Raw genomic sequence first — 22,892 nt, forward strand, 5'->3', positions numbered from 1 at the left:
ATTAATCTCAATTCTCTTGCTCAAGAAATTTTTGCATCTTAGGATGATGTTTTATTATACAAAAAATGAAAAACTATGAAATTAAATGCATTACTAACCTTAAGCTCGGCGCTACTCTGTGCATCTTACTCCGTACAACTTTATGCAAGTGACACTTTTACTGCCGAAGACATTTTCCAGCTAGAGTATGTTAACAGCCCACAAATAAGCCCTGACGGTAAGAAAATTATCTACCTAAGAAGTGGTTATGACATCATGCATGATACTGCAAAACGCAGTATTTGGATGTACGATGTAAAGCTAAATCAACATTACCCATTGCTCGCTGATGAGCATAGTTACGGGCAACCTACATGGTCTCCTGACTCTAAAAAAATCGCATTTACTTCCAACAGGAGCGGGAGTAATCAACTGTACGTTTATTGGTTAGAACAAGACAAATTAGCGTTATTAACACAGCTTCCTAAATCAATACGCAGTTTAAGCTGGTCTAATAATGGCAATAACATCGCATTTACGATGAATGTACCTGCTGGTAAAACAGACTTTGTGAAGTCAGTTAAATTACCTAAAAAGCCTAAAGGGGCCACGTGGTCAAAACCCGTAAAAGTTTATGAAAAAGCCCGCTATCAAGCAGACGGCTCTGGTTATTTAGAACCAGCCTATCGTCATGTATTTGTGGTGCCCGCAAATGGCGGCACAGCGAGGCAATTAACAACGGGGAATTACCAGCATTATGGGCCACTTGCATGGTCTCCTAATGATAGCAAACTCGCTTTTTCATCCGATCAACATGTGGATTGGGAATATCGCACCACTGAATCTGATTTATATGAAGTTGATATTAATCAAGGTACTTATACCCAGTTAACTCAATTGCCTGGCCGAGAGTTTCGCCCTACGTATTCGGCTAATGGTAAAAAAATTGCGTTTCTTGCTCGTGATAACGCCCCTGTTCCCTACGTAAATTACCAACTCAATGTCATCACTAAAAGTAATAAAAAAATTGCCAATATAAGTAATGATTTTGACCGTTCCGTTGCTGATTATAAATGGTCAGGCAAAGGTGACTTTGTTATTCAATATGACGATTTTGGTAAGCGCAAGCTGGCAAAATTATCATCCAAAGGTAAAGTAACCGATCTTGTGGATTCGCTATCGGGAACTTCTATCGGTCGCCCGTATATTAGTGGTAGCTTTAGCCTCGCAAAAAATGGCGCAGTTGCATATACCAAAGGCAGTAGTCAGCGTCCGGCTGATTTAGCGTACTTATATAAAGGAAAAAGTAAAACTTTAACCGCTTTAAATGAAGACTTACTCGGCCATAAGCAATTGGGTGAAGTTCATGAGTTAAATGTTAAGTCTTCATTTGATAACGAAAATATTCAAGGTTGGTATATTACCCCGCCTAATTTCGATAAAACCAAAAAGTACCCATTATTACTTGAAATCCACGGTGGCCCGCACCTCGCTTATGGACCTAGTTTCACAGCTGAACTACAACGATACGCCAGTGAAGGTTATGTTGTGGTGTATGTAAATTACCGTGGTTCTACTAGTTACGGTAAAGATTTTGCTTTATTACTCGATGGAAAGTATAGCTCCAAAGAAGACTTTGCCGATCATGATTCAGCGGTTGATGCCATGATAGCCAAAGGGTTTATAGATGAAGAAAACTTATTTATAGCTGGTGGCTCTGCAGGCGGTATCGCTGCTGCTTACGCAATTGGCTTAACCGATCGCTTTAACGCCGCTGCAATCACCAAACCGGTCATTAATTGGCTGAGTAAAACGTTAACAGCTGACAGTTATATCGGCCAAATTCGCAATCAATTCCCTGGTATGCCTTGGGATCATGTTGATCATTATTGGCAACGTTCTCCTTTGTCATTAGTAGGAAACGTTACAACACCTGCTTTACTTATGACAGGAGAAGAAGACCGCCGAACGCCTATTTCAGAGTCTGAGCAATTCTATCAAGCTCTCAAGTTACAAAAAGTAGACACGGTTCTTATTCGTGTGCCTGGCTCACCCCATGGTATTGCAGGGCGCCCATCTCGTATGATCTCTAAAGTAGAGCACACGTTAGCTTGGTTTGAACGATATAAGAAATAAATCTGTTTATTAAAATATAAATACAAAAAATGCCGCTTAATTGCGGCATTTTTATATCTAAGCTTTGTTGGAATTATTCCAAAGTTTTAAAGCTATTTAAACCAACCTTGAAAGCGCTCCATCAACATATAGTTTACAGGCACCAGTAACAAAGTTATGAAAGTCGCAAAGATAATACCAAAGCCAAGGCTAACTGCCATCGGTATTAAAAACTGCGCTTGCGTGGCTTTTTCAAATAATAATGGCATTAGACCGATAAAGGTCGTTAAGCTCGTTAGCATTACAGGACGAAAACGTGCTGCACCGGCTCGTTTAACCGCTTCAAGTAAATCACCACCTTCGCTACGTTTTTTATTAATGTAATCAACCAGCACGAGAGAGTCATTCACGACCACACCAACAAGGGCTAACATACCAAGTAGGCTCATGATAGTTAAATCCATGCCCATGATCCAATGGCCCATTACAGCCCCAATCATACCAAATGGGATCACACTCATTACAATCAACGGTTGCAAATAAGACTTAAATGGAATCGCTAATAAAGCGTAAATTATAAAGAATACAAATAGTAAACCCCATGCAAGCGAACCAAATGACTCGCGCTGTTCTTTTGCTTCACCTTCTAGAGTGTAATCAACACCAGGGTATTGTTGTACAAGCTCGTCTAAATAACTAGTAAGGTCAGCTTGAAGTACTGTCATATTGGTATTGCCTTTCTCTACATCCGCAGTCACGCTAAGTGTTCGATAACGATCGACACGGCGAATACTAGATGGGCTTTTACCTGTATTTAACTTAGCTATATGGGAAAGCGGTACAGTTCCTCCATCTGGTAAATCAATCAAAATATCAGTTAAGTCCGCCACTGAACGACGTTCCTCTAGTGGTAACCTAACCATAACTCGAACATCATCACGACCACGCTGTATACGCTGTGCTTGTGAGCCAAAAAACGAATTACTTATTTGCTTTAAAACATCTGTACGGTTTAAACCAAGTGCTAAGCCTTGATCAGTTAACTCTATTTGCAGCTCTTCTTTACCGTCTGACAAACTATCTGCAATTTCAAATACCGTAGGGTATGTTGCTAAACGTTGTTTAATTTTTTCAGCCACTACTTCTAAAGTTTCAATGGTACTCCCTGTTAATTGCACATCAATAGGGTCTGAGCTACGACCTATTTCAGCTCTAAAAGTAATACTTTCGGCGCCAGGTATAACACCTATTAAGTCACGCCATTCACTCGCTAATTGTTGTGAGCCAATAGTCGAATCTCGCTCCTCAGCGGGTGTAATTTCAAAACGAACTGAACCGGTGTTTGAAGCACCACCGCGTCCACCTGTACTTGCTAAAATATTAAGAATGACACTTTCGCCATCGTCATCACGGTATTTATCTTCAAGCTCTTTTGCTTTGTCTGACATACGTACAATGTACTTATTTGTCACTTCAAATGGCGTACCCGCAGGAAATGTAAGGCTGGCACGTACCGTTTCACTTGGAATACGGGGGAAAAACACGAACTTTGTCCAACCACTCGAGATAAGCGTCACAATAATTAAGAATATGCCTACAAACGAGCTTACTGTAGCTAGCTTATTTTTAAGCGCTACGTTAAGTACAGGTTTGTAGTATTTCATGATTGCCATTTCAAAACCATCAGCAAAGCGCTGCTGTAAACGCTCTAACTTTGAAGGCTCAGATTTTTGATTACGTAGTTTGATGTACTTTAAATGGGCAGGTAATACAAATTTAGATTCAATTAATGAAAATAGTAAAACCGGAATTACCACAACTGGAATTTGTGCAAATAAAGCACCTCGTCCACCTTCGATAAACGCCAGCGGTAAAAAAGCTGCAACGGTTGTCAAAACACCAAAGGTTACAGGTGTGGCTACTTCTTGCGTACCCCGAATAGCCGCTTGCTCGCCAGATTCGGCGGTTTTTAAATGGGTGTAGACATTTTCGCCGGTGACAATCGCATCATCAACAACAATACCTAACACTAAAATAAAGCCAAACAAGCTCATTATATTCAGCGTGACACCAAATAACGGCATTGCTAAAAATGCGCCCATGAAAGACACTGGAATGCCAACAAATACCCATATTGCAATAGCTGGGCGTAAAAATAAGGTAAGTAACGCTAGTACTAAAATACCACCTTGAATGGCGTTCGTCGTCAGTGTGGCAATACGCCCTTTAACAATTTGCGAATCATCATCCCAATAACTTAGTTCAAACCCCTGTGGTAAGCTCTCTTGCTGTTCATTAATATAGCCTTTTACTGCATCGGCCACACCAATTGCACTTTGTGGACCAATTCGATAAACATCTATAAATGCAGCTTGTTTACCGTTAAATCGGGTGCGTACTGGCGTTTCTTCAAAATCATCTGTAATGCTGGCAATATCACCTAAACGTATAATTGTACCATCAGCTTGTTGTTTAACTACGATTTGAGCAAATTCATCTTTGCGATAGGCCTGACCTTTTGAGCTTATTAATACTTCTCCACCTTCAGTTTTCAAATTACCAGCAGACACGTCTGTACTTGAGCGAGAGATAGCTGATGATATTTGCGCTAAACTTAAATCATACTGGCGTAGGATGTCTTGGCTCACTTCGACGGCTATTTCATAATCACGAACACCACTTAGCTCTACTTGTGTAATTTGTGGTAAACGTAATAAATCATCGCGTACCTTTTCTGCATATTCTAGGGTTTCTTTTTCACCATACTCACTCGAAACAGTTACCGCTATTACTTCTCTAACACGTTGATCAAGAGCGACAACAGGCTTCTCTGCATCAGCTGGAAAGGTATTTATAGCATCGACACGGCTTTTTATATCAGCCAATAAGTCACGCGCATCGTAGCCAGTTTCAACTTCAATACTGACTGACGATGACCCCTCAGAAGAACTACTTGTGATTTGTTCTATACCCTCAAGATCTTGCACTGCCTCTTCGATGCGGATCGTTACGCCCTTTTCAACATCTGCAGGGGTTGAACCACGCAACGTGACTTTGACGCTGATACGATCCGTTTCAAACGAAGGAAAAACCTCTAAAGGGATTTGGGTCGATAAACTGAATAGCCCCGACAATACAATACTAATAAGTAATAAATTGGCGGCTACATGGTTTTTAGTAAACCAAGCGATCATTGCCCAGCTCCTTGGTCGCGAGCTTGGCGACGCTGTTTCATTAGCTCTTGAACTGAGATACCTTGCTCTTTAGCCATTGCTTCTAACTTTTCTTTACTTGGTCGTTCACCTCGGCCTTGCTTTTGACCACGGGTACTTTTATAAGCTTGTTCACCCATAATATTTACTTGCGTACCTGAGCTCACTTGACCAAGCGGAGTTATAACTAAGTTGTCACCCGCACTAACACCTGAAGCAATAATTGCATCATTCGCATTTTGCCATCTCAAACTAATGTCTTTGCGTTTTAAAATACCCTGCTCTTCAATATAAACATAACTGCCTTGGTAAATAGCACTATTAGGAATAACAATAGCATCTTGAACCTCAACACCTTTTACTTGTGCAGTTACATATTGACCTATTTTGATTGGGTATTGGTTGTTTGAGGTTGCCTTGTAAGGGTCATTAATTTGACCAACGATATAGAGCTGTTGTGCTGTTGAATCTATTGCACCTTCTGTGCGAACTATTTGGCCATTCCACTGTTGGGAACCAACCAGATCTGAACGGAAAATAACAGGAGAACCTTGTTCGTTACTGACACCGTCACGGTACTGTTCAGGTAACTTTATGAAAGGCAAATCTTTGTTTTTTATTGGTAGGCGAACTTCAACACTATCAATAGCATATATTGATGCAAGCTCAGTATTATTACTAACAACTTGACCTAAATCGACGCTGCGGCTTAATACTCTGCCTGCATAAGGAGCTGTAATTTTAGTACGCTCTAGATTCAGTTCTGCTTTTTCTAGTTGCGCTTGAGCTGAAAGAACTTCTGCCTGTGCAGCAGCAAGTTGCGGTTTACGCAGCACTAAAGAGCTTGCTTGTTCACCATTTCCTAAACGCTGCCAATCTGTTTGTGCTTGATTACCACGCGCCTCCTCTTCCAGTAAGGCTTGCTGGGCAGTGAGAAGGTTAGCTTGAGCAGATTTAACCTCTGCGCGATGATCTCTATCATCTAATTCAAGCAACACTTCACCTTTATCAAAAAAGCCCCCTTCACGAAACTGGTCACTTATTTTCATGATCTGACCTGAAGCCTGAGAAACAAGTATACTTTGTGTTTTTGGTTTTACGGTACCAAAGCTGTTGACCATTATTTGATAAGGCTTAGCCTCCAAGCGAGAAACTGCCACTGTAACATTTGCTTTAGGAGCAGAACCAAATCGCTTACTCTGCGGAGGATTTCCTTTGATAACGACAATAACTGTCGCTGTCACGGCGATAATAATGGTTGGAATTAGAAATTTACGAAGTTTATTATTCATAGTTATTGCTCTTCTGACTCTTGGTTAGGCTCTGAGAAATCGCCACCAAGGGCAATATGTAACTTGATTCTATTAAGGATTAATTGATTTTTAATATTGATAACTGAGTTTTGCGCTGTGAAAGAGCGATCCTGTGCATCAAGCACAGTCGTGTAATCTACTAAACCACTTTGATATTGCTCAAACGATAATTGCTCAGCAGCTATCGCATTAGTTTGTGCTTCAAGTGTTTTTTCATAGCGCTGTTGTAGCGACACCTCTTGTGTAATTGCATTTTCAACATCACCAAACGCATCATATAAAGTTTCAAGATATATTTGTTCTTGGCGTTTTACTGTAAGGCGTGCTTGTTCTTCATTTGCAGCTAGTCTTCCACCATCAAAAATCGGCATCGCGATGCTGCCAACCAATGACCAAGCTAAGCTGGATGGCGAAAATAAATCACTCATTTTATCAGTACTGTCACCTAGTGAAGCTGTTAGATTTAAGCTAGGGAAGCGCTGTTTATGAGCGTATGCTAAACCAGCATCAGTACTCAATAACTGATACCAACTTGCCATCAAATCTGGTTTACGGGTAATAAGCTCTGAAGGTAGCCCTTTAGGGATTGGTTTATCAAGCAACGGTAAGTCTGCATCTATACTCAATGCACCCTTTGGATACTCGCCAGTTAAACGCTCAAGTGTCCGTATAGACTCTGTTAATGTAGCTTGTTGCTCAGCAATATTAGAGCGCTCAGTATTTAGCTCGTTACGAGTCAAGTACACATCAAGCGCCTCATTTAAGCCTTGGCGATAGCCAGATTCAATAATTGAGAGGTTCTGTTCAGCTATTTTTTCTCTTTGTTTATATAGCTCTAATAACTGCTGGGCAGTTATTACATTAAACCAACCACTGACGACATCAGCGACCAATTGCTGACGAGACTGCTCAAAATTTGCTTTTTCAGCTAAATACTCTAAGTTTGCTTGGCGCTCTGCTGCTGATAGTTTACCCCATAAATCAACCTCATAGCTCAATGCCAAATCGGCAGAGCTGGCATTATTGTAGCTAACGGGACGATTATCTTTACTTCTACTTGTACGTGTAGATAGGTCTAAGCTTGGCCAAAGAGCAGCCCCTGTGGCAACCAGTTGCTGCTCTTTTATAGCAACATCATAGCTAGCTTGTAAAATTGACTGGTTATGCTTCAGAGCTTGATCGACAAGTGCATAAACTTGTGGATTTTCAAGCTGCTGCAACCAATCATTTGCGACTGTCCCAGCCGTTTGTTGTTCTAGTTTTTGCTGCCAATTATTTGGCAGCGTTTCGAGCTGTTGCACACGCTCTTGCTGAGTAAGCTGTGTGGTGCATGCTCCAATGAACAGCACAGATAATGCAACAATACTCGGCTTTAATTGCCAGTTCATGTTTAACCCTGAATACATCGATTACTAAGTGTAATTCAAGCATTCAATTCCTATTTGCTCAACTGACTTTACATAACATTACAAATTCTTAGCATACAGTACGTTAAAGTGCAGGATTAATAAGATGAAAGGTTAAAAGTGCTAGGTGCTAGAATTAAGAATCACTGCCAAGTAGAAGGCAAACTTTATTATCTAAATAACAACTTATTTCAAAAACAAAAAAGCCCTGCGAGTGCAGGGCTTTATTATAAATGGTGCCTCGACGCGGAATCGAACCACGGACACGAGGATTTTCAATCCTCTGCTCTACCGACTGAGCTATCGAGGCACTTAAACAGTGCTTGTTAACAGTAGATACTATTAACTAAATAAATGGTGCCGACTAATCGAGTCGAACGGATAACTTAAATGAATTACTGATTACAAGTCAGTTGCTCTGTTCAAATTATCTAATAATAAATGGTGCCGACTAACCGAGTCGAACGGATAACCTGAATGAATTACTGATTACAAGTCAGTTGCTCTGTTCAAATTATCTAAAATAAATGGTGCCGACTAACCGAGTCGAACGGATAACCTGAATGAATTACTGATTACAAGTCAGTTGCTCTGTTCAAATTATCTAAAATAAATGGTGCCGACTAACCGAGTCGAACGGTTGACCTACTGATTACAAGTCAGTTGCTCTACCAGCTGAGCTAAGTCGGCACACTAAACTGTGTGCTAGGCACGTATCAATTTTAAAGATTGATTAACTTTAATAAATGGTGCCTCGACGCGGAATCGAACCACGGACACGAGGATTTTCAATCCTCTGCTCTACCGACTGAGCTATCGAGGCACAACAACTGTGCTGATTCACTGTTAACTTAACAATAAATCTAAAATAAATGGTGCCGACTAACCGAGTCGAACGGTTGACCTACTGATTACAAGTCAGTTGCTCTACCAGCTGAGCTAAGTCGGCACACTAAACTGTGTGCTATGGCACATATCAATTTTAAAGATTGATTAACTTAAATTTTTTAATTAAAAAAGCCTCGCTATTGCGAAGCCTTTTCAAATAAATGGTGCCTCGACGCGGAATCGAACCACGGACACGAGGATTTTCAATCCTCTGCTCTACCGACTGAGCTATCGAGGCACTTAAACAGTGCTTGTTAACAGTAGATACTATTAACTAAATAAATGGTGCCGACTAACCGAGTCGAACGGTTGACCTACTGATTACAAGTCAGTTGCTCTACCAGCTGAGCTAAGTCGGCACACTAAATCGTGTGCTTTGGCACGCGTAACAACATTTAAATATATTTAAACATTATTACAATAATAATGGTGCCTCGACGCGGAATCGAACCACGGACACGAGGATTTTCAATCCTCTGCTCTACCGACTGAGCTATCGAGGCAAATTCAGTTTACCTATAAATCATATAGGGTTTTCAGTACATTTCCTACCACTCTACTGACTGAGCTACCAAGGAAACTTCAGCTCTAATTAAAAATCTTAAAGGATTTTCAATACTCTTCCCTAGATGCTCTGCTGACTTAGCTATCTGGGCGTGCGGCGTATTAAACTGGTTTTGCCCCTGCAAGTCAACTTTTTTTTTATCCCGCCCCACTGTTTGCACAGTTTTACAGCAATATGGGTGATAAACATATTAAACGCTGCTTTTTACATCAAATATAAGTGATTAAGATTAAGTCCTTATAATTGCTAATAGGTAATTACGGCCCTTTATTATCTAAAACAGTAAATATTGCAATATTATGTACATAACGTAGTGAATTATTTCAGTAAATGTTAGGATTGATTGCAAGTAAATAAGCTGCTGATTGGTTTGTAGCTACTACATTAAAATTGGAAAATAAATGCACAGTAAATTTTCTTCGCCGGTTAAGGGCTTGTTACCACTTATTATATTTACAAATTTTGTGGCAATAACATTAGCTTTAGCTGCCTACTACTTCTACCCGAATAAACAAATTAATAACTTTCAAGTCAAGAGCACTACTGACTTAAGCGAGCTAGCTGATAATTTAGAAAAACAGTTAGTCATCGCTCTAAGTGAACCTGGGCAGAACAAAGCAGAGCAACTATTAGTTTTAAGCTCAAAGCTAAATAACCGATTTGAATATTACTTATATAGGTATACATCATTAAGTGCACCCCAACTCATTTATTCAAGTCATAAGCCCGCTATAGAGCCTTTAAAGCTAGACACCCTTACTCAAAATAAAACAATTATCCATAAACAATTAATTTTGAATGATCAGCCTGTTGGAGAGCTAATAATTAAAGATAGAAATAGCTCAGTTTCAGCTATAGCAGATTCAATGCTACTTACTTACGTATTGGCAGGGTTGACATTTTTTACCTTATTTATATTTGCTTTCTATATTAATGCTTTTCTAAACAAACGAATAAAAAGAAGTAGCGACTATCTCGCTTTAGAAATCGATACAATTTGTCAATCATCTAACTATGAATCACAAGTAAAAGAGCAGCTAGATTTAGGAATGAAAACAGTTGCAATAAATATAAATAAACTTCTCAAGCAAGTACAAAACGCTATTGTTAGTAATCAAGCAACACAATCCAAATTGCAAAGCCTGCAAAATGGCTTAGAGATAGAAGTTCAAAAACGAACTATGCAACTTGAGAAAGCAACTTTAAGAGCTGAACAAGCAAGTGATTCAAAAACTACTTTTTTAGCAACAATGAGCCATGAGATACGCACCCCAATGAATGGTGTAATTGGCACAATAGATCTATTAAGACAAACAGAGCTTGATGGTGCTCAACATCGACTAAGCACCATTATTCGTGAATCTGCTTTTTCATTATTAGGTATTTTAGATGACATATTAGATTTTTCTAAAATTGAAGCTGGTAGGCTTAATATAGATCCAACTCCATTTTCAGTTGCTGACACTATTGAAGAAGTAGCCAGAGTTTTATCATCTGTTGCCAAAAAACGTCAGCTCGATTTAGAACTAGCAATAGCCCCTGATATTCCAACAAATTTAATTGGCGACACCATGAGAGTGCGCCAAGTGCTGTACAATTTATGTAGTAATGCTATTAAATTCACTAGCACCGATGAAAACCGACGTGGCCATGTTCGTATAGCAGTTGAAGTAGCTCAAAACACGACCGATCATTTCACCCTACGCTTTATTGTCAGTGACAATGGGAAAGGTATGAGCCATGCACAATTACGTGAGATTTTTAACCCCTTTATTCAAGCTGAAAATTCTATCACTCGAGAATATGGTGGCACAGGGCTTGGCCTTTCAATTTGTAAAAGTTTAACCGAGCTCATGCTTGGTACAATTAATGTTACAAGCGATTTAGGCATTGGCAGTGAATTTGTTGTTGAATTACCTTTTAGCACCGAAGGAACAATTAAGTACGCACATAAAAATACATTAAAAGATCAACTTGTAGTTTTGATAAGCGAAAATAGCGCGAGAAAGCAAACATTATCACGTTACCTATCGTTTATGGGAGCTAAAACATTTCAAGCGGATACTCTTGATGAAATAGAGCAGCACCAAGAGAGTTTTGGTATTGTTTGGGTTCTTGATGGTGTTGATTCGATAGAAAAAACTAACTCATTACTACGCCGCCTAATATACTCTCTAGAAGATCATAACCAACAGGTTGTTGTACTAAGTAAACTAGATGAAGCAGCTATTAACCATAAAAATATTTTTTACCTGAATGCTACGCCATTGTGTAAATCTAACTTTATGATGTCATTACTTGTAGCTGCTGGACTTCATAAACCTAAACAAGTTAAACCCGTTAAAACTCTAAATAACTACCTAAACGTGGAACAGGCTAGAGAGGAAAATAGACTCATTTTACTTGTTGAAGATAACCTCTTAAACCAACAAGTACTGACCGATCAATTGCATTTGCTAGGCTTTGGTGTTGAAGTCGCTGAAAACGGTGAACAAGGCTTGCAAAAATGGCGAGAAGAACGCTACTCACTCATTCTTACTGATTTACATATGCCTAAAATGTCAGGCTACGATATGGTCGAAACAATCAGAGAAGAAGCTTCATTGCTTGATGATATAAATGCACAGCCATATATAATAGCAATCACAGCGAATGCACTTAAAGGCGAAAAAGAACGCTGTTTAAATGCGGGTATTAATGATTTTATTACTAAGCCTGTGGAATTAAATACTTTAGAAGCTATTTTAGAGAAGTGGGCTCAAAAAAGTCAGCAAGGTACTGTGTCTGTGAGCGAGCTCGGCGAAAGGCCTGCAGCGCCAGTTAATTTAGAAATGCTAGCTAAATACGTAAACAACGATAAAGCTAAACAAATACGCTTTTTTAAAATGTACTTAGAACAAAGTAATAACTTAACTAAAGAAATAAACAGTGCTGTTATGGTTACAGACTATCAAGGTATTGCACAAGCCTGCCACCAGTTAAAATCAATTTCTAAAACGATTGGAGCTGAACAGATTAGTAAATTAGCTGCGGATTTTGAAGAGCACTGTAATTTAGAAGGCTTATCGAGTGATGAGCTAATAGAGCAAAGAGATATTTTAGAAATCGAATATTCAAGAGTAGCGCAATTTCTCAAAGAGCAAATAGAAAAAGCAGATGAACAAGAGGAAAGTAGCTTTTAGTTTTTTTACTCCTGCTAATACACATAAAAGGGCGGCATCGCCCTTTTATTTATTCTGAACTTATTTTTCCGGCGGACGGTAACCTTCAATTTCAACATCTTTATCTTCAAACAAAAAACCAACCATTTGCTCTTCTAAAAATGTACGATGCTCTGGATCCATCATATTTAAATGCTTTTCATTAATTAGCATAGTTTGCTTATGTTGCCACTGGCCCCATGCTTCTTTTGAAATATTATTGAAAATCTTTTCACCAATTTCACCTGGGTATAATTGAAAGCCAAGGCCTTCGGCTTCTTTTTGTAACTTTTGACAAAATACTGTACGTGCCATAATTGCTCTCTTCTTAATATGCGTTTAAGACTTAACACTAGTGTAAACCATTGCGCTGATTTGTTTAACCAGCTTTTTAGTTGGTGCTGCTAAACCGACCTCAATCGACTGATCTAACGGATACCAAACAAGCTGACGTTCATTAACTACGTCGGGCATTTTACTAACCTTAAGCACATGAGGATTAATAGTTAATTCAAAATGCGAAAACACATGAGTAAACGGTTCCACTTTTGTGGTAGTCAGCTCAAGCCCTTGCTGTGCAATAAAAACATCAAGTTGTTCCTTTTGTTCAAATTCAAAAAAGCTAAACAAACCACCCCAAATACCAGAGTTGGGCCTTTTTTCCATTAATACTTGGTCATCACATTGAATGATCAACTGATGACAGCTTTTTTTAGGAACGGCTTTTTTAGGTTTTGAATGAGGGAACTGCTTAACGACTGAATTATTAAATGCCTTACAACGACTGTTCAGTGGGCAAGGTTCACATTCAAACTTGCTACGGGAGCATAAGCTTGCACCTAAATCCATCATTGCCTGATTAAACTCAGTGACATTATCTACAGGAGTCAACTGCTCTGTTAATTGCCATAGTTGATTCTCTACTTTTTTAACTCCGTACCAACCTTCAACCATAAAATAGCGAGCCAAGACACGCTTTACATTACCATCTAAAATTGGGTGATGCTGGCCAAGGGATAAAGACAAAACGGCGCCAGCTGTAGAGCGCCCTATTCCTGGTAATGCGATTACTTGTTCAATATTTGTTGGAAACTCACCATCGTATTGGTCGCGCACTATCTTGGCTGTTTTATGTAAATTACGCGCTCTTGCGTAATAACCCAGCCCAGTCCAATGATGCAGTACAATATCTTCATCTGCATTCGCTAAAGCGATAATATCAGGGAAACTTGCCATAAATTTTTCAAAATAAGGAATAACGGTCACAACTTGAGTTTGTTGTAGCATTACCTCAGAAACCCAGACTTTATAAGGTGTTTTATTCAATTGCCATGGTAAGGTTTTACGCCCATGTAATTGATACCAATCAACTACCTGCCCTGAAAACCAACTTGCATCAGTGTTGTTTAACTTCAAAATAACTACTTTATAACTCGACCCTTGATAGCGGGCAGTCTATTGCAGTGAGTTAAAATATCAAGTTCTAAACATACACAAAGGATAAAGCCTTGTGATCAAGCCCACGGTCAGGGATAATACGCCACCATTTTAAACATGTTGTTTTCATCAGGCCAAAATATATGAGTGATTCAAGTAACGATAACCTTGAGCAAGCAAAGCAAGAAGGTAAATATATTCGTACAATTCGTAGCTTTGTTAAACGTGAAGGTCGTTTAACCAAAGGACAAGCAGCAGCAATTGAAAAGTGCTGGTCAACAATGGGCCTTGAGCACCAAAACGGCATGCTTGATTTAGCTCAAGTATTTGGTAATGACAATGATGTTGTTTTAGAAATCGGCTTTGGTATGGGTAAGTCATTAGTTGAAATGGCTAAAAACGCACCGCACTTAAACTTTATTGGTATCGAAGTACACCGTCCAGGTGTTGGTGCATGTTTAATGGACGCAGATGAAGCTGGTGTAACCAACTTACGTGTTTTTGAACATGATGCGGTTGAGGTACTCAAAGACTGCATAGCTGATGGCAGCCTTAGTAAGTTGCAGTTGTTTTTTCCTGATCCATGGCATAAAAAGCGTCACCATAAGCGTCGTATTGTGCAACCTGCATTTGTTGAAAGCTTACGCAGTAAATTAAAAATTGGTGGTGTTTTTCACATGGCAACTGATTGGGAAAACTATGCAGAGCACATGCTTGAAGTAATGCAAGCTGCTGAGCACTATAAAAACCAATCGCAAAGCAATGATTATGTGCCTCGTCCTGATTTACGTCCGCTGACTAAATTTGAGCAACGCGGCCACCGTTTAGGCCATGGTGTTTGGGACTTAATGTTTGAACGCATTAGCTAAACCAGTAACTTATTAAACAACACTTAAGGTAAAGCCATTTATGAGCGCATTAACTAACCCAAGTTCATTACTACTGCGAAATAGTGAATCACTCAATGCTGAATCTATTTTGGTGGTCAATTTTGTGCAAGATGGCTTTTTATCTCAACTTAAAAGTTTAAACCCTAACAGTAAAATAACCGCTTTTAGCTACAACCATGCCAATGGTCAATTTGCTAACAACCTTAACGGTATCGATGTTTGTATAAGCCATGAAATAACAGAGCAACAGTTTGATTTGGTGATTTACTATTATCCAAAATCAAAACCAGAAGCATTAATGACGCTGGATAATATTCGTGCAGTACTTAATCATGATGCTGATTTACTGGTCGTTGGTGAGAATAAAAGTGGTGTTAAGTCGATAGAAAAACAATTCACGAGTCATTGTGAGTTTGGTCGTAAAATTGATAGTGCACGCCACTGCGCACTGTACTTATTTTCAGGTATTGAGCCTCTGGCTGAGTTTTCTATTAGCCGCTACCACAAGCAATTCGCTGTTGATGTAGCGGGTAAACAGTTTAACGCTATTAGTATCCCTGGGGTATTTAATCACGGTGAACTTGATGCCGGCACAAAAATGTTATTAGAAAACGCACCAAAAATTAAAAACGGGCAAGTACTCGACTTTGGCTGTGGTGCAGGTTTGATTGCAACATTTTTAGGGTTGAACAACTCATCTTTATCGTTTGTGTGCTCAGATGTAAGTGCACTTGCCGCTTATGCTACATCGCAAACTTTAGCGCTTAATAATATAAATGGTAAAGCTGTGCTTAGTGACGGCCTAACTAGTATTAATGGCAAATTTGATCTAATCATTTCTAACCCACCATTTCATACGGGTATAGCAACCGATTACACAATTGCAGAGCAGTTTTTAAGTAATGCAAAACAACACTTAACTAAATCGGGCAAACTGACAATTGTTGCGAATTGCTTTTTAAAATATCCTCCAATTTTAGAAACGCAATTTGGTGAATACCAAACTATACATAAAAACAACAAATTTGCAGTTTATAGTAGCTAATAAATACGTATTTAAGCTGCTATAAACTCAGTTTTTAAAGTAAACACACAAAAAGTGACAATTATTTGATATTTCTTCGTCACTTTTCGTTGTGTTTGCTAGACTTAGAAAACGAAGTCACCATGATAAATATCAGGCTACAACAAAAAAATGCCTAAATCTTTGCAGCAAACGAGTATACGAAAAACTTTGGTTAGTGCAGTGATGTTTGTTACTGCTCTTTGTTTGTCTTTGTCTATTTCGATTTCAACTTATCTTGATGTTAAAGAACAAAAACAGTTAATCATAAATAAACTCACTATCCTTGCTGAAATTGTTGCATTTAATGCCCAAATTACCGTTTTATTTGATGACAGAAAAACAGAAGAGCAACGGCTTAAGTCCTTTGAAACCATTCCTCTGGTTAAGAATATACATATCTACTCAATTGATGAAATTACGAATAAAGCTGTATTTTTTACCAGCTTTAACGCAAAAAAAACGCCACCGGTCCCCCTTCGTGTAGATAGTATTGAACAGTTAAAAAAAGCTAAAATTACTGAGAATCAAGTAGAGCTGATAAAGCCAATACTCTATGAAGGTGAAATTAAAGGTTATGTCTATATACGTGGTGGGTTAGAACGCCTTAATGACTATATAAATAGAAAAATCCTCATCGACATATTATTAACCCTATTTGTTTTAGTGCTAGTGTACTTCGTAGCTAAACGTATCCAAAAACGTATTGCTAATCCAATTGATGAATTAAGCGTATTGCTGCAAGATGTTTCTAAAAACCACAATTACGATGCTCGCGCACCAAAAACAAACATTACTGAAATAAACACTCTTGCTAGTAGCTTAAATATTATGCTCACGCGAGCGCAAAACCAAATCGAGCGACATAAAAACGATAAGCTCGAAATAAAACAGTTAAACCAAAGTCTAGAAGAAAAAGTAAACCAGCGAACGATAGCACTACGAGAAGCGAATCAAGAGCTTTTAAATACACTTGAGCGCATGCACCAATACCAAAATCAAATCGTTGAGAGTGAAAAAATGGCTTCACTTGGACAAATGGTTGCCGGTGTAGCCCATGAAGTTAACACTCCTATCGGCTTAGGTATCACAGGCTCCACATTGCTGCGAGATAAACTTGCTGAAATTAATTCAGGGTTTGAAAACAAAACGCTAACCTCTAGCCAGTTAAAACGTTTTATTGATGATGGTATAGAAAACCTTGATTTAATTTATCGCAATTTAAACAGAGCTGCAGAGCTTGTTTCTAGCTTTAAAAAGGTAGCAGTAAACCAAGATGGTGAGCTGAACTCGTTAGTCAACGTAAAAGATTTGCTCTCTGATGTACTGCTATCCATGCGTACTGAAATGCAAGAAAAAGCCCCTGAGGTAATTATTCATTGCCCTTCCGAGTTAATGTTTGAAACTAAAGTAGGCCCGCTTCAACAAGTGTTACAGCAACTGCTTAGCAATTCTGTCATCCATGGCTTTAAAGACGATATAGGCAATGAAATTGAATTCACTATAGAGCGTAATGAAAGCAGTTTAATTATTAATTATCTTGATAATGGTATTGGCGTAGATAAAACAATTAAAAAGCGTATTTTTGACCCATTTGTAACCACTAAACGTGGTGAAGGTGGCAGTGGCCTCGGTATGCATTTGGTTTACAACTTAGTTACACAAGCGCTAGGAGGCAATGTACACTATGATGAACAGGAAGTAACCGGCACCCGCTTTATTATCACCCTGCCTAATGAGCAGGCCAATATAAAATGAACTTAAAGCTGATATTACTGAGCTTTATATTTTTTGCTCCATTTAGCATTTTAGCAAAGTCTCCTGAACAGGTTAAATCTGCATTTTTATATCAAATTAGTAAGTTTGTTGAGTTTGCAAAAGCAGACGAAAGCCAAACGATGACCTTTTGCTTTTATGACTTACACCAAGGGGTAGGAACGGTTTTAAACAGCACTCCATCATTAAGTGTTAACGATAAAGCCATCAAAATAATTTTAATAGATAAAAAACAGCAAATTTCTGAACTTTCTCGCTTTTGTGATATCACATACATTGATGAAACAGAAGAAGATGATATAATTCCACTTTGGATCGATACCATTTCGTCAGACACCTTAACAGTTGGTGAGAGTATCAGTTTTTTAGAAAAAGGCGGGATTGCCGCTTTGATCCAAGAAGGGAATAAAATCCGACTGTATATCAATAAACAGCAGTTATTGCGTAGTAGTTTTAAAGTGCAATCTCGGTTATTAGCTGTTTCGAAGTTTTATCCAAATTGATTTTACTTGTTAACAAATGGATATACTCCTATAATCTCTGTATTCGGTTTTATAATACAATACCGAATTAATTGTAAATAAAATATTCCGAAAAGGTTAATTAATAATGCAAACGCCAGTCATTCTGATTGTAGAGGATGAAGATGTAACTCGACTAAACCTCGTTAGTTTGTTTGAAGCTGAAGGTTATAAAGTTATTGAAGCCATAGATGGCGATGACATGCATGACAAGCTTACAAATAATGATGATGTGAATCTTGTAGTTATGGATATCAACCTACCAGGCAAAAACGGGCTTATTTTAGCACGTGAGTTGCGTCAAAAGCGTAACGTTGGGCTTATCTTCCTAACTGGTCGTGATAATGATGTTGACCGTATATTAGGCCTAGAAATTGGTGCGGACGACTATATCACTAAGCCGTTTAATCCACGTGAACTAACCATTCGTGCTCGTAACTTAATTTCTCGTACTGCTCTTGGTGGCGAAGAAGCTAATATCGAAACAAATGGTGTTATTACGTTCAATGGCTGGGAGCTTGACGAAAATAGCCGTTGTTTAACATCTCCTAATGGTGATGCTAAGCGTCTTCCTAAGGGTGAATACAGAGCACTACGTCTAATGCTTGATTCTCCGGGTCGTATTTTTAGCCGTGAACAGTTAATTAAACATATGACTGGTCGTGAACTACGTGCTAATGACCGTACGGTGGATGTAACTATTCGTCGTATTCGTAAACACTTTGAAAGCGACAATAGCACCTCTGAGTTGATCAGCACCATTCACGGTGAAGGTTATCGATTCATAGGTAAAATCGACAGCTAATAATACTGTTGATTACCCTACAGCAGTTACTTCTCTAACTGCTGTAAGAATAAATGAAGGGCTTGTTGTCCTTCATTTATTTTATCTGCAAGTTCTACCAGCCACTGTTGTAACTCCCCATCGCTTTGCTCCAGCGCTCCATGCTCCATCTTTTTCGCATGCAATTGCACATCGTCAAGACCTACTGAACCTGCTGCCCCTTTAAGCTTATGTGCGACCGATTTATACTCTTCTCTATCACCTTGCGCTAATGAGCTTGCTAATTCTTGTTGGTACTGTGGGTTTACTTTGGCAAATAAATTACTGCTACGTTTAAACACTTCTATCCCCATTGAATTGACAAAGTCTTCAATAGTTTCAACATCGAGTAGTTCTACATTTATATTTAAACAATCCTGCGCAGATACCGTTAAGCGTGTTTCATCACATTGTTGCGCCTGTTTTATATCAAATAGTTCGGCAAGTATTTTATCAAGTTTAGTGGTATTGATTGGTTTGGCGAGTGCTCCTTGGATGGAGATACCCTCTAACTCCTCTTCGGCGCTACGTACATTTGCCGTTAACGCTACTATAGGTAATTTATCAAAATAGCTATCTGCACGAATTTGTCTTGCAACCTCATCACCATTAATATCCGGCAATTGCATATCTAATAACACTAAATCAAGATCATCCTCAGTTTCAACAAACGATAAAGCATCTTCACCTGTTTCAGCCCAAATAACTTCGTGGCCACGCTGCTCAAGTAAATTAGTGGCAATTTCAGCATTTAACGGAACATCTTCAACTAACAAAATATTTAAACTGCGCCCTGCATAACTTTGTTCTGTTGGCGCAACACATAAAGCCAATGGTATCTCGACGACAAAACTACTGCCCTCACCTTCAGTACTACTTACTCGAATTTTCCCACTCATTGCCGTTACGAGTGCTTTGGTTACTGCCAGGCCAATTCCTGAACCAATAGCATTTGTGCCATTTAAGTCAGGCGCTTTATAGTACATATCAAAGATACGCTGTAATTGCTCTTGCGGTATTCCTTGGCCAGTATCGGTAACCTTCATCACTAACCACGTACCGTCAGCACGATTTTCTCTAATACAAGATAATTCTACTCTCCCTTGCTGAGTAAACTTAACGGCATTATTGATTAAATTCCAAACAACTTGGCGTAAACGAGTAGGATCTAGCGAAGCATAAATATCTAAGATACCTTTACGCTCAATTTCAAATTCAAGTCCTTTCTCTTCTGCGATCAAGCCCGCAAAATTTACCACATCATTTATAAAATCAGAGACATTTATTGGTGTAGCGACAATATCCAGCTGCTCACGGTCAATCTTATCTAAATCAATAATATCGTTGAAAATATTACCCAAGGTTTCGGCGCTTGAAAAAACCGTACTACACCAGCTACGTTGCTGTTTATCAAGTTCGGTATCGAGTAACATGCGTGTTAAACCAACAATACCGTTAAGTGGCGTTCTTAGCTCATGGCTTAAAGTGGCAATAAATTTCCCCTTGTCTTTATAAGCGGTTTCAAGGGCTTGAGCTGCTTCTTTTCGGCTCGTTATATCACGGCCGAACGCGAGCAAACCGATATACTCTCCTTCATCGTTAATAAAAGGTAATTTACGCATTTCAAACCAGCGATTTTCATTATCAACCGGGTACTCTACATCAAGGGTGAGCGCTTGATGCGTCTCTTCCACTTTATTGTCTGTTCTAAGAACCTCAGGTAAATAAGGTTGCGGGTATATTTGCTCAGCGGTTTTGCCTATCAGCTCAGTTGCCGGCTTGCCAATAACTTTTTCAAACATTTTATTACATCCGGCGAAAACCCCATTGTTGTCACGGTAATAAAATAAATCAGGAGATGAATCGACAATAGAACGTAATAACATTCCTTGTTGGGCAAGCTCTTGCTGGGTTTTCTTACGCTCAGCTATTTCGCGTCTAAGCTCTTCAATTGCGCGGTGCTTGGCATGAAAAGCCATTTTACGTTCGTCTATCTCAACGTTTAGCCGAGTGATATTATCTTTTAACGTTTGGTTTAATAGCTTCTCTTGTTTAGTTGCGCTATCAAGGTATGCGTATGAGGCATCAAGTTGACGAATCGAGTTTATAATCACGCCTATCATAATAGGTGATACGACAGCAGTGAAAAACAACATTGCAAGTACATCTACAATCACTACATGGCCAACTGCAACATAATAAAACATGCATGCTAATATCAATGACACAACTAACAGCAACACATAGCAAATCGCTGCCGTTTTGAACTCACCAAATCGTGTGATTAAACTTGAAAGCATTCGAGCCCAAGGGCTCAAAGAAGAATCGATCATATATAAACTTGTCTCATGACTATGGGTTTTAACATCAATAGACTAAGCAATGCTTCAATCTAGTGTTATAAGTATATAAAAAAGCTAGCGCCACAGCTTCAAATGAAAATGCCTAACCCAATTTTGGTATTAAATAAACTAAATAACACTGCTCTAATACGTATAAAATTGTAAATCCATTCGCTATTTTAATCATTAAGATTTTCAGCATGTTAAAAAAATGGCTAGGCCCATTTTCTTGCACGGCTATTTTAGCATTTTTACATTAGCAATTTTCATGTTCCGCGACGAAAACATAAAATTTTCATCTACTACGTATTTTTCAATTATTTCGTGTAAAATACCGCGCTTTACAATTGCCAATAACGAGATTTTTCATGCAAAGCAATATGCCCGATATAGCAGATACGGCTCCCGCCTTACAAACTGGTAAATTAGACTGGGTTGGTATGGCCGATATTGAGCTGCCATTTATTTTTGAATCTCGTGGCCTTGCACCTGTAAATGTAAATGCCAAAGCGCGCGCTTTTGTTAATCTACATAAAGAAGATGCAAAAGGCATTCATATGTCGCGCTTGTTTTTGGCACTCGATACACTTTCTACTGAGCAGCAAGTTAACCCGCAAACAATTGCTCAAGCCCTAGATACATTTATATCTAGTCACGAAGGTTTAAGTGATCAAGCTAAAATAGAATTCAAATTTGAACTACCACTACGCAGAAAGTCATTGCTTAGTGGTAAAGTTGGCTGGAAAAGCTACCCTATTCTACTAGAGGCAAAAATTGACCGCGGGCAACTTAGTTTTGAGCTTAGTTTAGATGTAACCTACTCTTCAACTTGCCCTTGCTCTGCCGCTTTAGCACGTCAACTAATACAAAACGCGTTTGTAGAGAAGTTTGACCAACAAACATTAAACCAAGAAGAAGTAGTCGCTTGGTTAGGCAGTACTGACGGTATTGTTGCAACTCCGCACTCACAGCGTTCAATCGCAAACGTGAAAATCAAACTTGATAATACGATTACTGAGTTTGATATTTTAAGTTTGATTGATACTCTTGAAGCTGAGCTAAAAACCCCAGTACAAGCGGCCGTTAAGCGTGAAGATGAACAAGAGTTTGCTCGTTTAAATGGCCAAAATTTAATGTTTTGCGAAGATGCTGCGCGTAAAATAAAAGCAGTACTAGAGCATGCCCAGTACGCCGATTACTGGCTACAGATAAACCATTATGAATCTTTGCACGCACACGATGCTGTGGCAATTGCGGTTAAAGGTATTGAAGGCGGTTACCAACCTTAAATTAATATACAACTTCACATCAACTAGGCACATAAATTGCTAATTACTAGCAAAGTGTCAATTTGTTGTTGTG

Annotated in this window: 14 protein-coding genes and 7 tRNA genes; 8 read left to right on the plus strand and 13 right to left on the minus strand. The window is 38.9% G+C overall.

All coding sequences use genetic code 11. The annotated features are described in order from the left end of the window. Positions 1-75 precede the first annotated feature (75 nt). Positions 76-2,115: a S9 family peptidase gene (locus AAEU30_RS02680; protein ID WP_421959202.1), complete on the plus strand. Its 2,040-nt coding sequence runs from the start codon at positions 76-78 to the stop codon at positions 2,113-2,115. 92 nt (positions 2,116-2,207) lie between these two features. Here AAEU30_RS02680 and AAEU30_RS02685 read toward each other — a convergent pair whose 3' ends face one another. From AAEU30_RS02685 to AAEU30_RS02730, 10 genes are all read right to left on the minus strand, one after another. Further along, positions 2,208-5,288 (minus strand): efflux RND transporter permease subunit, encoded by a 3,081-nt coding sequence (locus AAEU30_RS02685; RefSeq protein WP_421959203.1) that lies wholly within the window; start codon positions 5,286-5,288, stop codon positions 2,208-2,210. Beyond that, positions 5,285-6,598: an efflux RND transporter periplasmic adaptor subunit gene (locus tag AAEU30_RS02690; RefSeq protein WP_421959204.1), complete on the minus strand. Its 1,314-nt coding sequence runs from the start codon at positions 6,596-6,598 to the stop codon at positions 5,285-5,287. The genes AAEU30_RS02685 and AAEU30_RS02690 overlap by 4 nt, the downstream gene beginning before the upstream one ends. Positions 6,599-6,600: 2 nt before the next feature. Then, positions 6,601-8,007: an efflux transporter outer membrane subunit gene (locus AAEU30_RS02695; RefSeq protein WP_421959205.1), complete on the minus strand. Its 1,407-nt coding sequence runs from the start codon at positions 8,005-8,007 to the stop codon at positions 6,601-6,603. A 252-nt stretch (positions 8,008-8,259) separates the two neighbouring features. After that, a tRNA-Phe gene (locus AAEU30_RS02700) sits at positions 8,260-8,335 on the minus strand. 304 nt (positions 8,336-8,639) lie between these two features. Further along, positions 8,640-8,715, minus strand: a tRNA-Thr gene (locus AAEU30_RS02705). Positions 8,716-8,772: 57 nt separating this feature from the next. Beyond that, a tRNA-Phe gene (locus AAEU30_RS02710) sits at positions 8,773-8,848 on the minus strand. A 50-nt stretch (positions 8,849-8,898) separates the two neighbouring features. Beyond that, positions 8,899-8,974, minus strand: a tRNA-Thr gene (locus AAEU30_RS02715). A gap of 101 nt (positions 8,975-9,075) precedes the next feature. Further along, positions 9,076-9,151: transfer RNA gene (locus AAEU30_RS02720), tRNA-Phe, on the minus strand. A gap of 45 nt (positions 9,152-9,196) precedes the next feature. After that, positions 9,197-9,272: transfer RNA gene (locus AAEU30_RS02725), tRNA-Thr, on the minus strand. Between the two features lie 68 nt (positions 9,273-9,340). After that, positions 9,341-9,416 (minus strand) — tRNA-Phe (locus AAEU30_RS02730). A gap of 463 nt (positions 9,417-9,879) precedes the next feature. Between AAEU30_RS02730 and AAEU30_RS02735 the strand changes: the two genes are divergently transcribed. Next, positions 9,880-12,660 (plus strand): hybrid sensor histidine kinase/response regulator, encoded by a 2,781-nt coding sequence (locus AAEU30_RS02735; protein ID WP_421959206.1) that lies wholly within the window; start codon positions 9,880-9,882, stop codon positions 12,658-12,660. 60 nt (positions 12,661-12,720) lie between these two features. On the opposite strand, the gene AAEU30_RS02740 is transcribed toward AAEU30_RS02735, so the two are convergent. Both AAEU30_RS02740 and mutY read right to left on the minus strand, forming a co-directional pair. Beyond that, positions 12,721-12,993, minus strand: a complete 273-nt coding sequence (locus AAEU30_RS02740; protein ID WP_166419311.1) for an oxidative damage protection protein — start codon at positions 12,991-12,993, stop codon at positions 12,721-12,723. Positions 12,994-13,017: 24 nt separating this feature from the next. Beyond that, positions 13,018-14,094, minus strand: coding sequence for an A/G-specific adenine glycosylase (gene mutY / locus AAEU30_RS02745; protein WP_421959207.1), 1,077 nt, complete (start codon positions 14,092-14,094; stop codon positions 13,018-13,020). 164 nt (positions 14,095-14,258) lie between these two features. Here mutY and trmB point away from each other — a divergent pair, with 164 nt between their 5' ends. The 5 genes from trmB to arcA all read left to right on the plus strand — a co-directional run bounded on the left by trmB (position 14,259) and on the right by arcA (position 19,170). Beyond that, positions 14,259-14,984 carry a tRNA (guanosine(46)-N7)-methyltransferase TrmB gene (trmB, locus tag AAEU30_RS02750; protein ID WP_087532010.1) on the plus strand — a complete coding sequence of 242 codons (726 nt, stop codon included), beginning with the start codon at positions 14,259-14,261 and terminating at the stop codon, positions 14,982-14,984. A 40-nt stretch (positions 14,985-15,024) separates the two neighbouring features. Further along, positions 15,025-16,050 (plus strand): 16S rRNA (guanine(1207)-N(2))-methyltransferase RsmC, encoded by a 1,026-nt coding sequence (gene rsmC, locus AAEU30_RS02755; protein WP_421959208.1) that lies wholly within the window; start codon positions 15,025-15,027, stop codon positions 16,048-16,050. A 150-nt stretch (positions 16,051-16,200) separates the two neighbouring features. After that, positions 16,201-17,826: an ATP-binding protein gene (locus AAEU30_RS02760; protein WP_421959209.1), complete on the plus strand. Its 1,626-nt coding sequence runs from the start codon at positions 16,201-16,203 to the stop codon at positions 17,824-17,826. Further along, positions 17,823-18,347 (plus strand): YfiR family protein, encoded by a 525-nt coding sequence (locus AAEU30_RS02765; RefSeq protein WP_421959210.1) that lies wholly within the window; start codon positions 17,823-17,825, stop codon positions 18,345-18,347. The genes AAEU30_RS02760 and AAEU30_RS02765 overlap by 4 nt, the downstream gene beginning before the upstream one ends. A gap of 106 nt (positions 18,348-18,453) precedes the next feature. Next, positions 18,454-19,170: a two-component system response regulator ArcA gene (arcA, locus tag AAEU30_RS02770; RefSeq protein WP_087532006.1), complete on the plus strand. Its 717-nt coding sequence runs from the start codon at positions 18,454-18,456 to the stop codon at positions 19,168-19,170. 26 nt (positions 19,171-19,196) lie between these two features. On the opposite strand, the gene arcB is transcribed toward arcA, so the two are convergent. After that, a complete protein-coding gene (arcB, locus tag AAEU30_RS02775) occupies positions 19,197-21,521 on the minus strand; it encodes an aerobic respiration two-component sensor histidine kinase ArcB (RefSeq protein WP_421959211.1) in 2,325 nt (774 codons plus the stop codon). Between the two features lie 377 nt (positions 21,522-21,898). Here arcB and folE2 point away from each other — a divergent pair, with 377 nt between their 5' ends. Next, positions 21,899-22,819, plus strand: coding sequence for a GTP cyclohydrolase FolE2 (gene folE2, locus AAEU30_RS02780; protein WP_421959212.1), 921 nt, complete (start codon positions 21,899-21,901; stop codon positions 22,817-22,819). Positions 22,820-22,892: the final 73 nt, after the last annotated feature.

It is taken from the genome of Pseudoalteromonas mucoides (assembly GCF_049257175.1).
Lineage (GTDB): Bacteria > Pseudomonadota > Gammaproteobacteria > Enterobacterales > Alteromonadaceae > Pseudoalteromonas.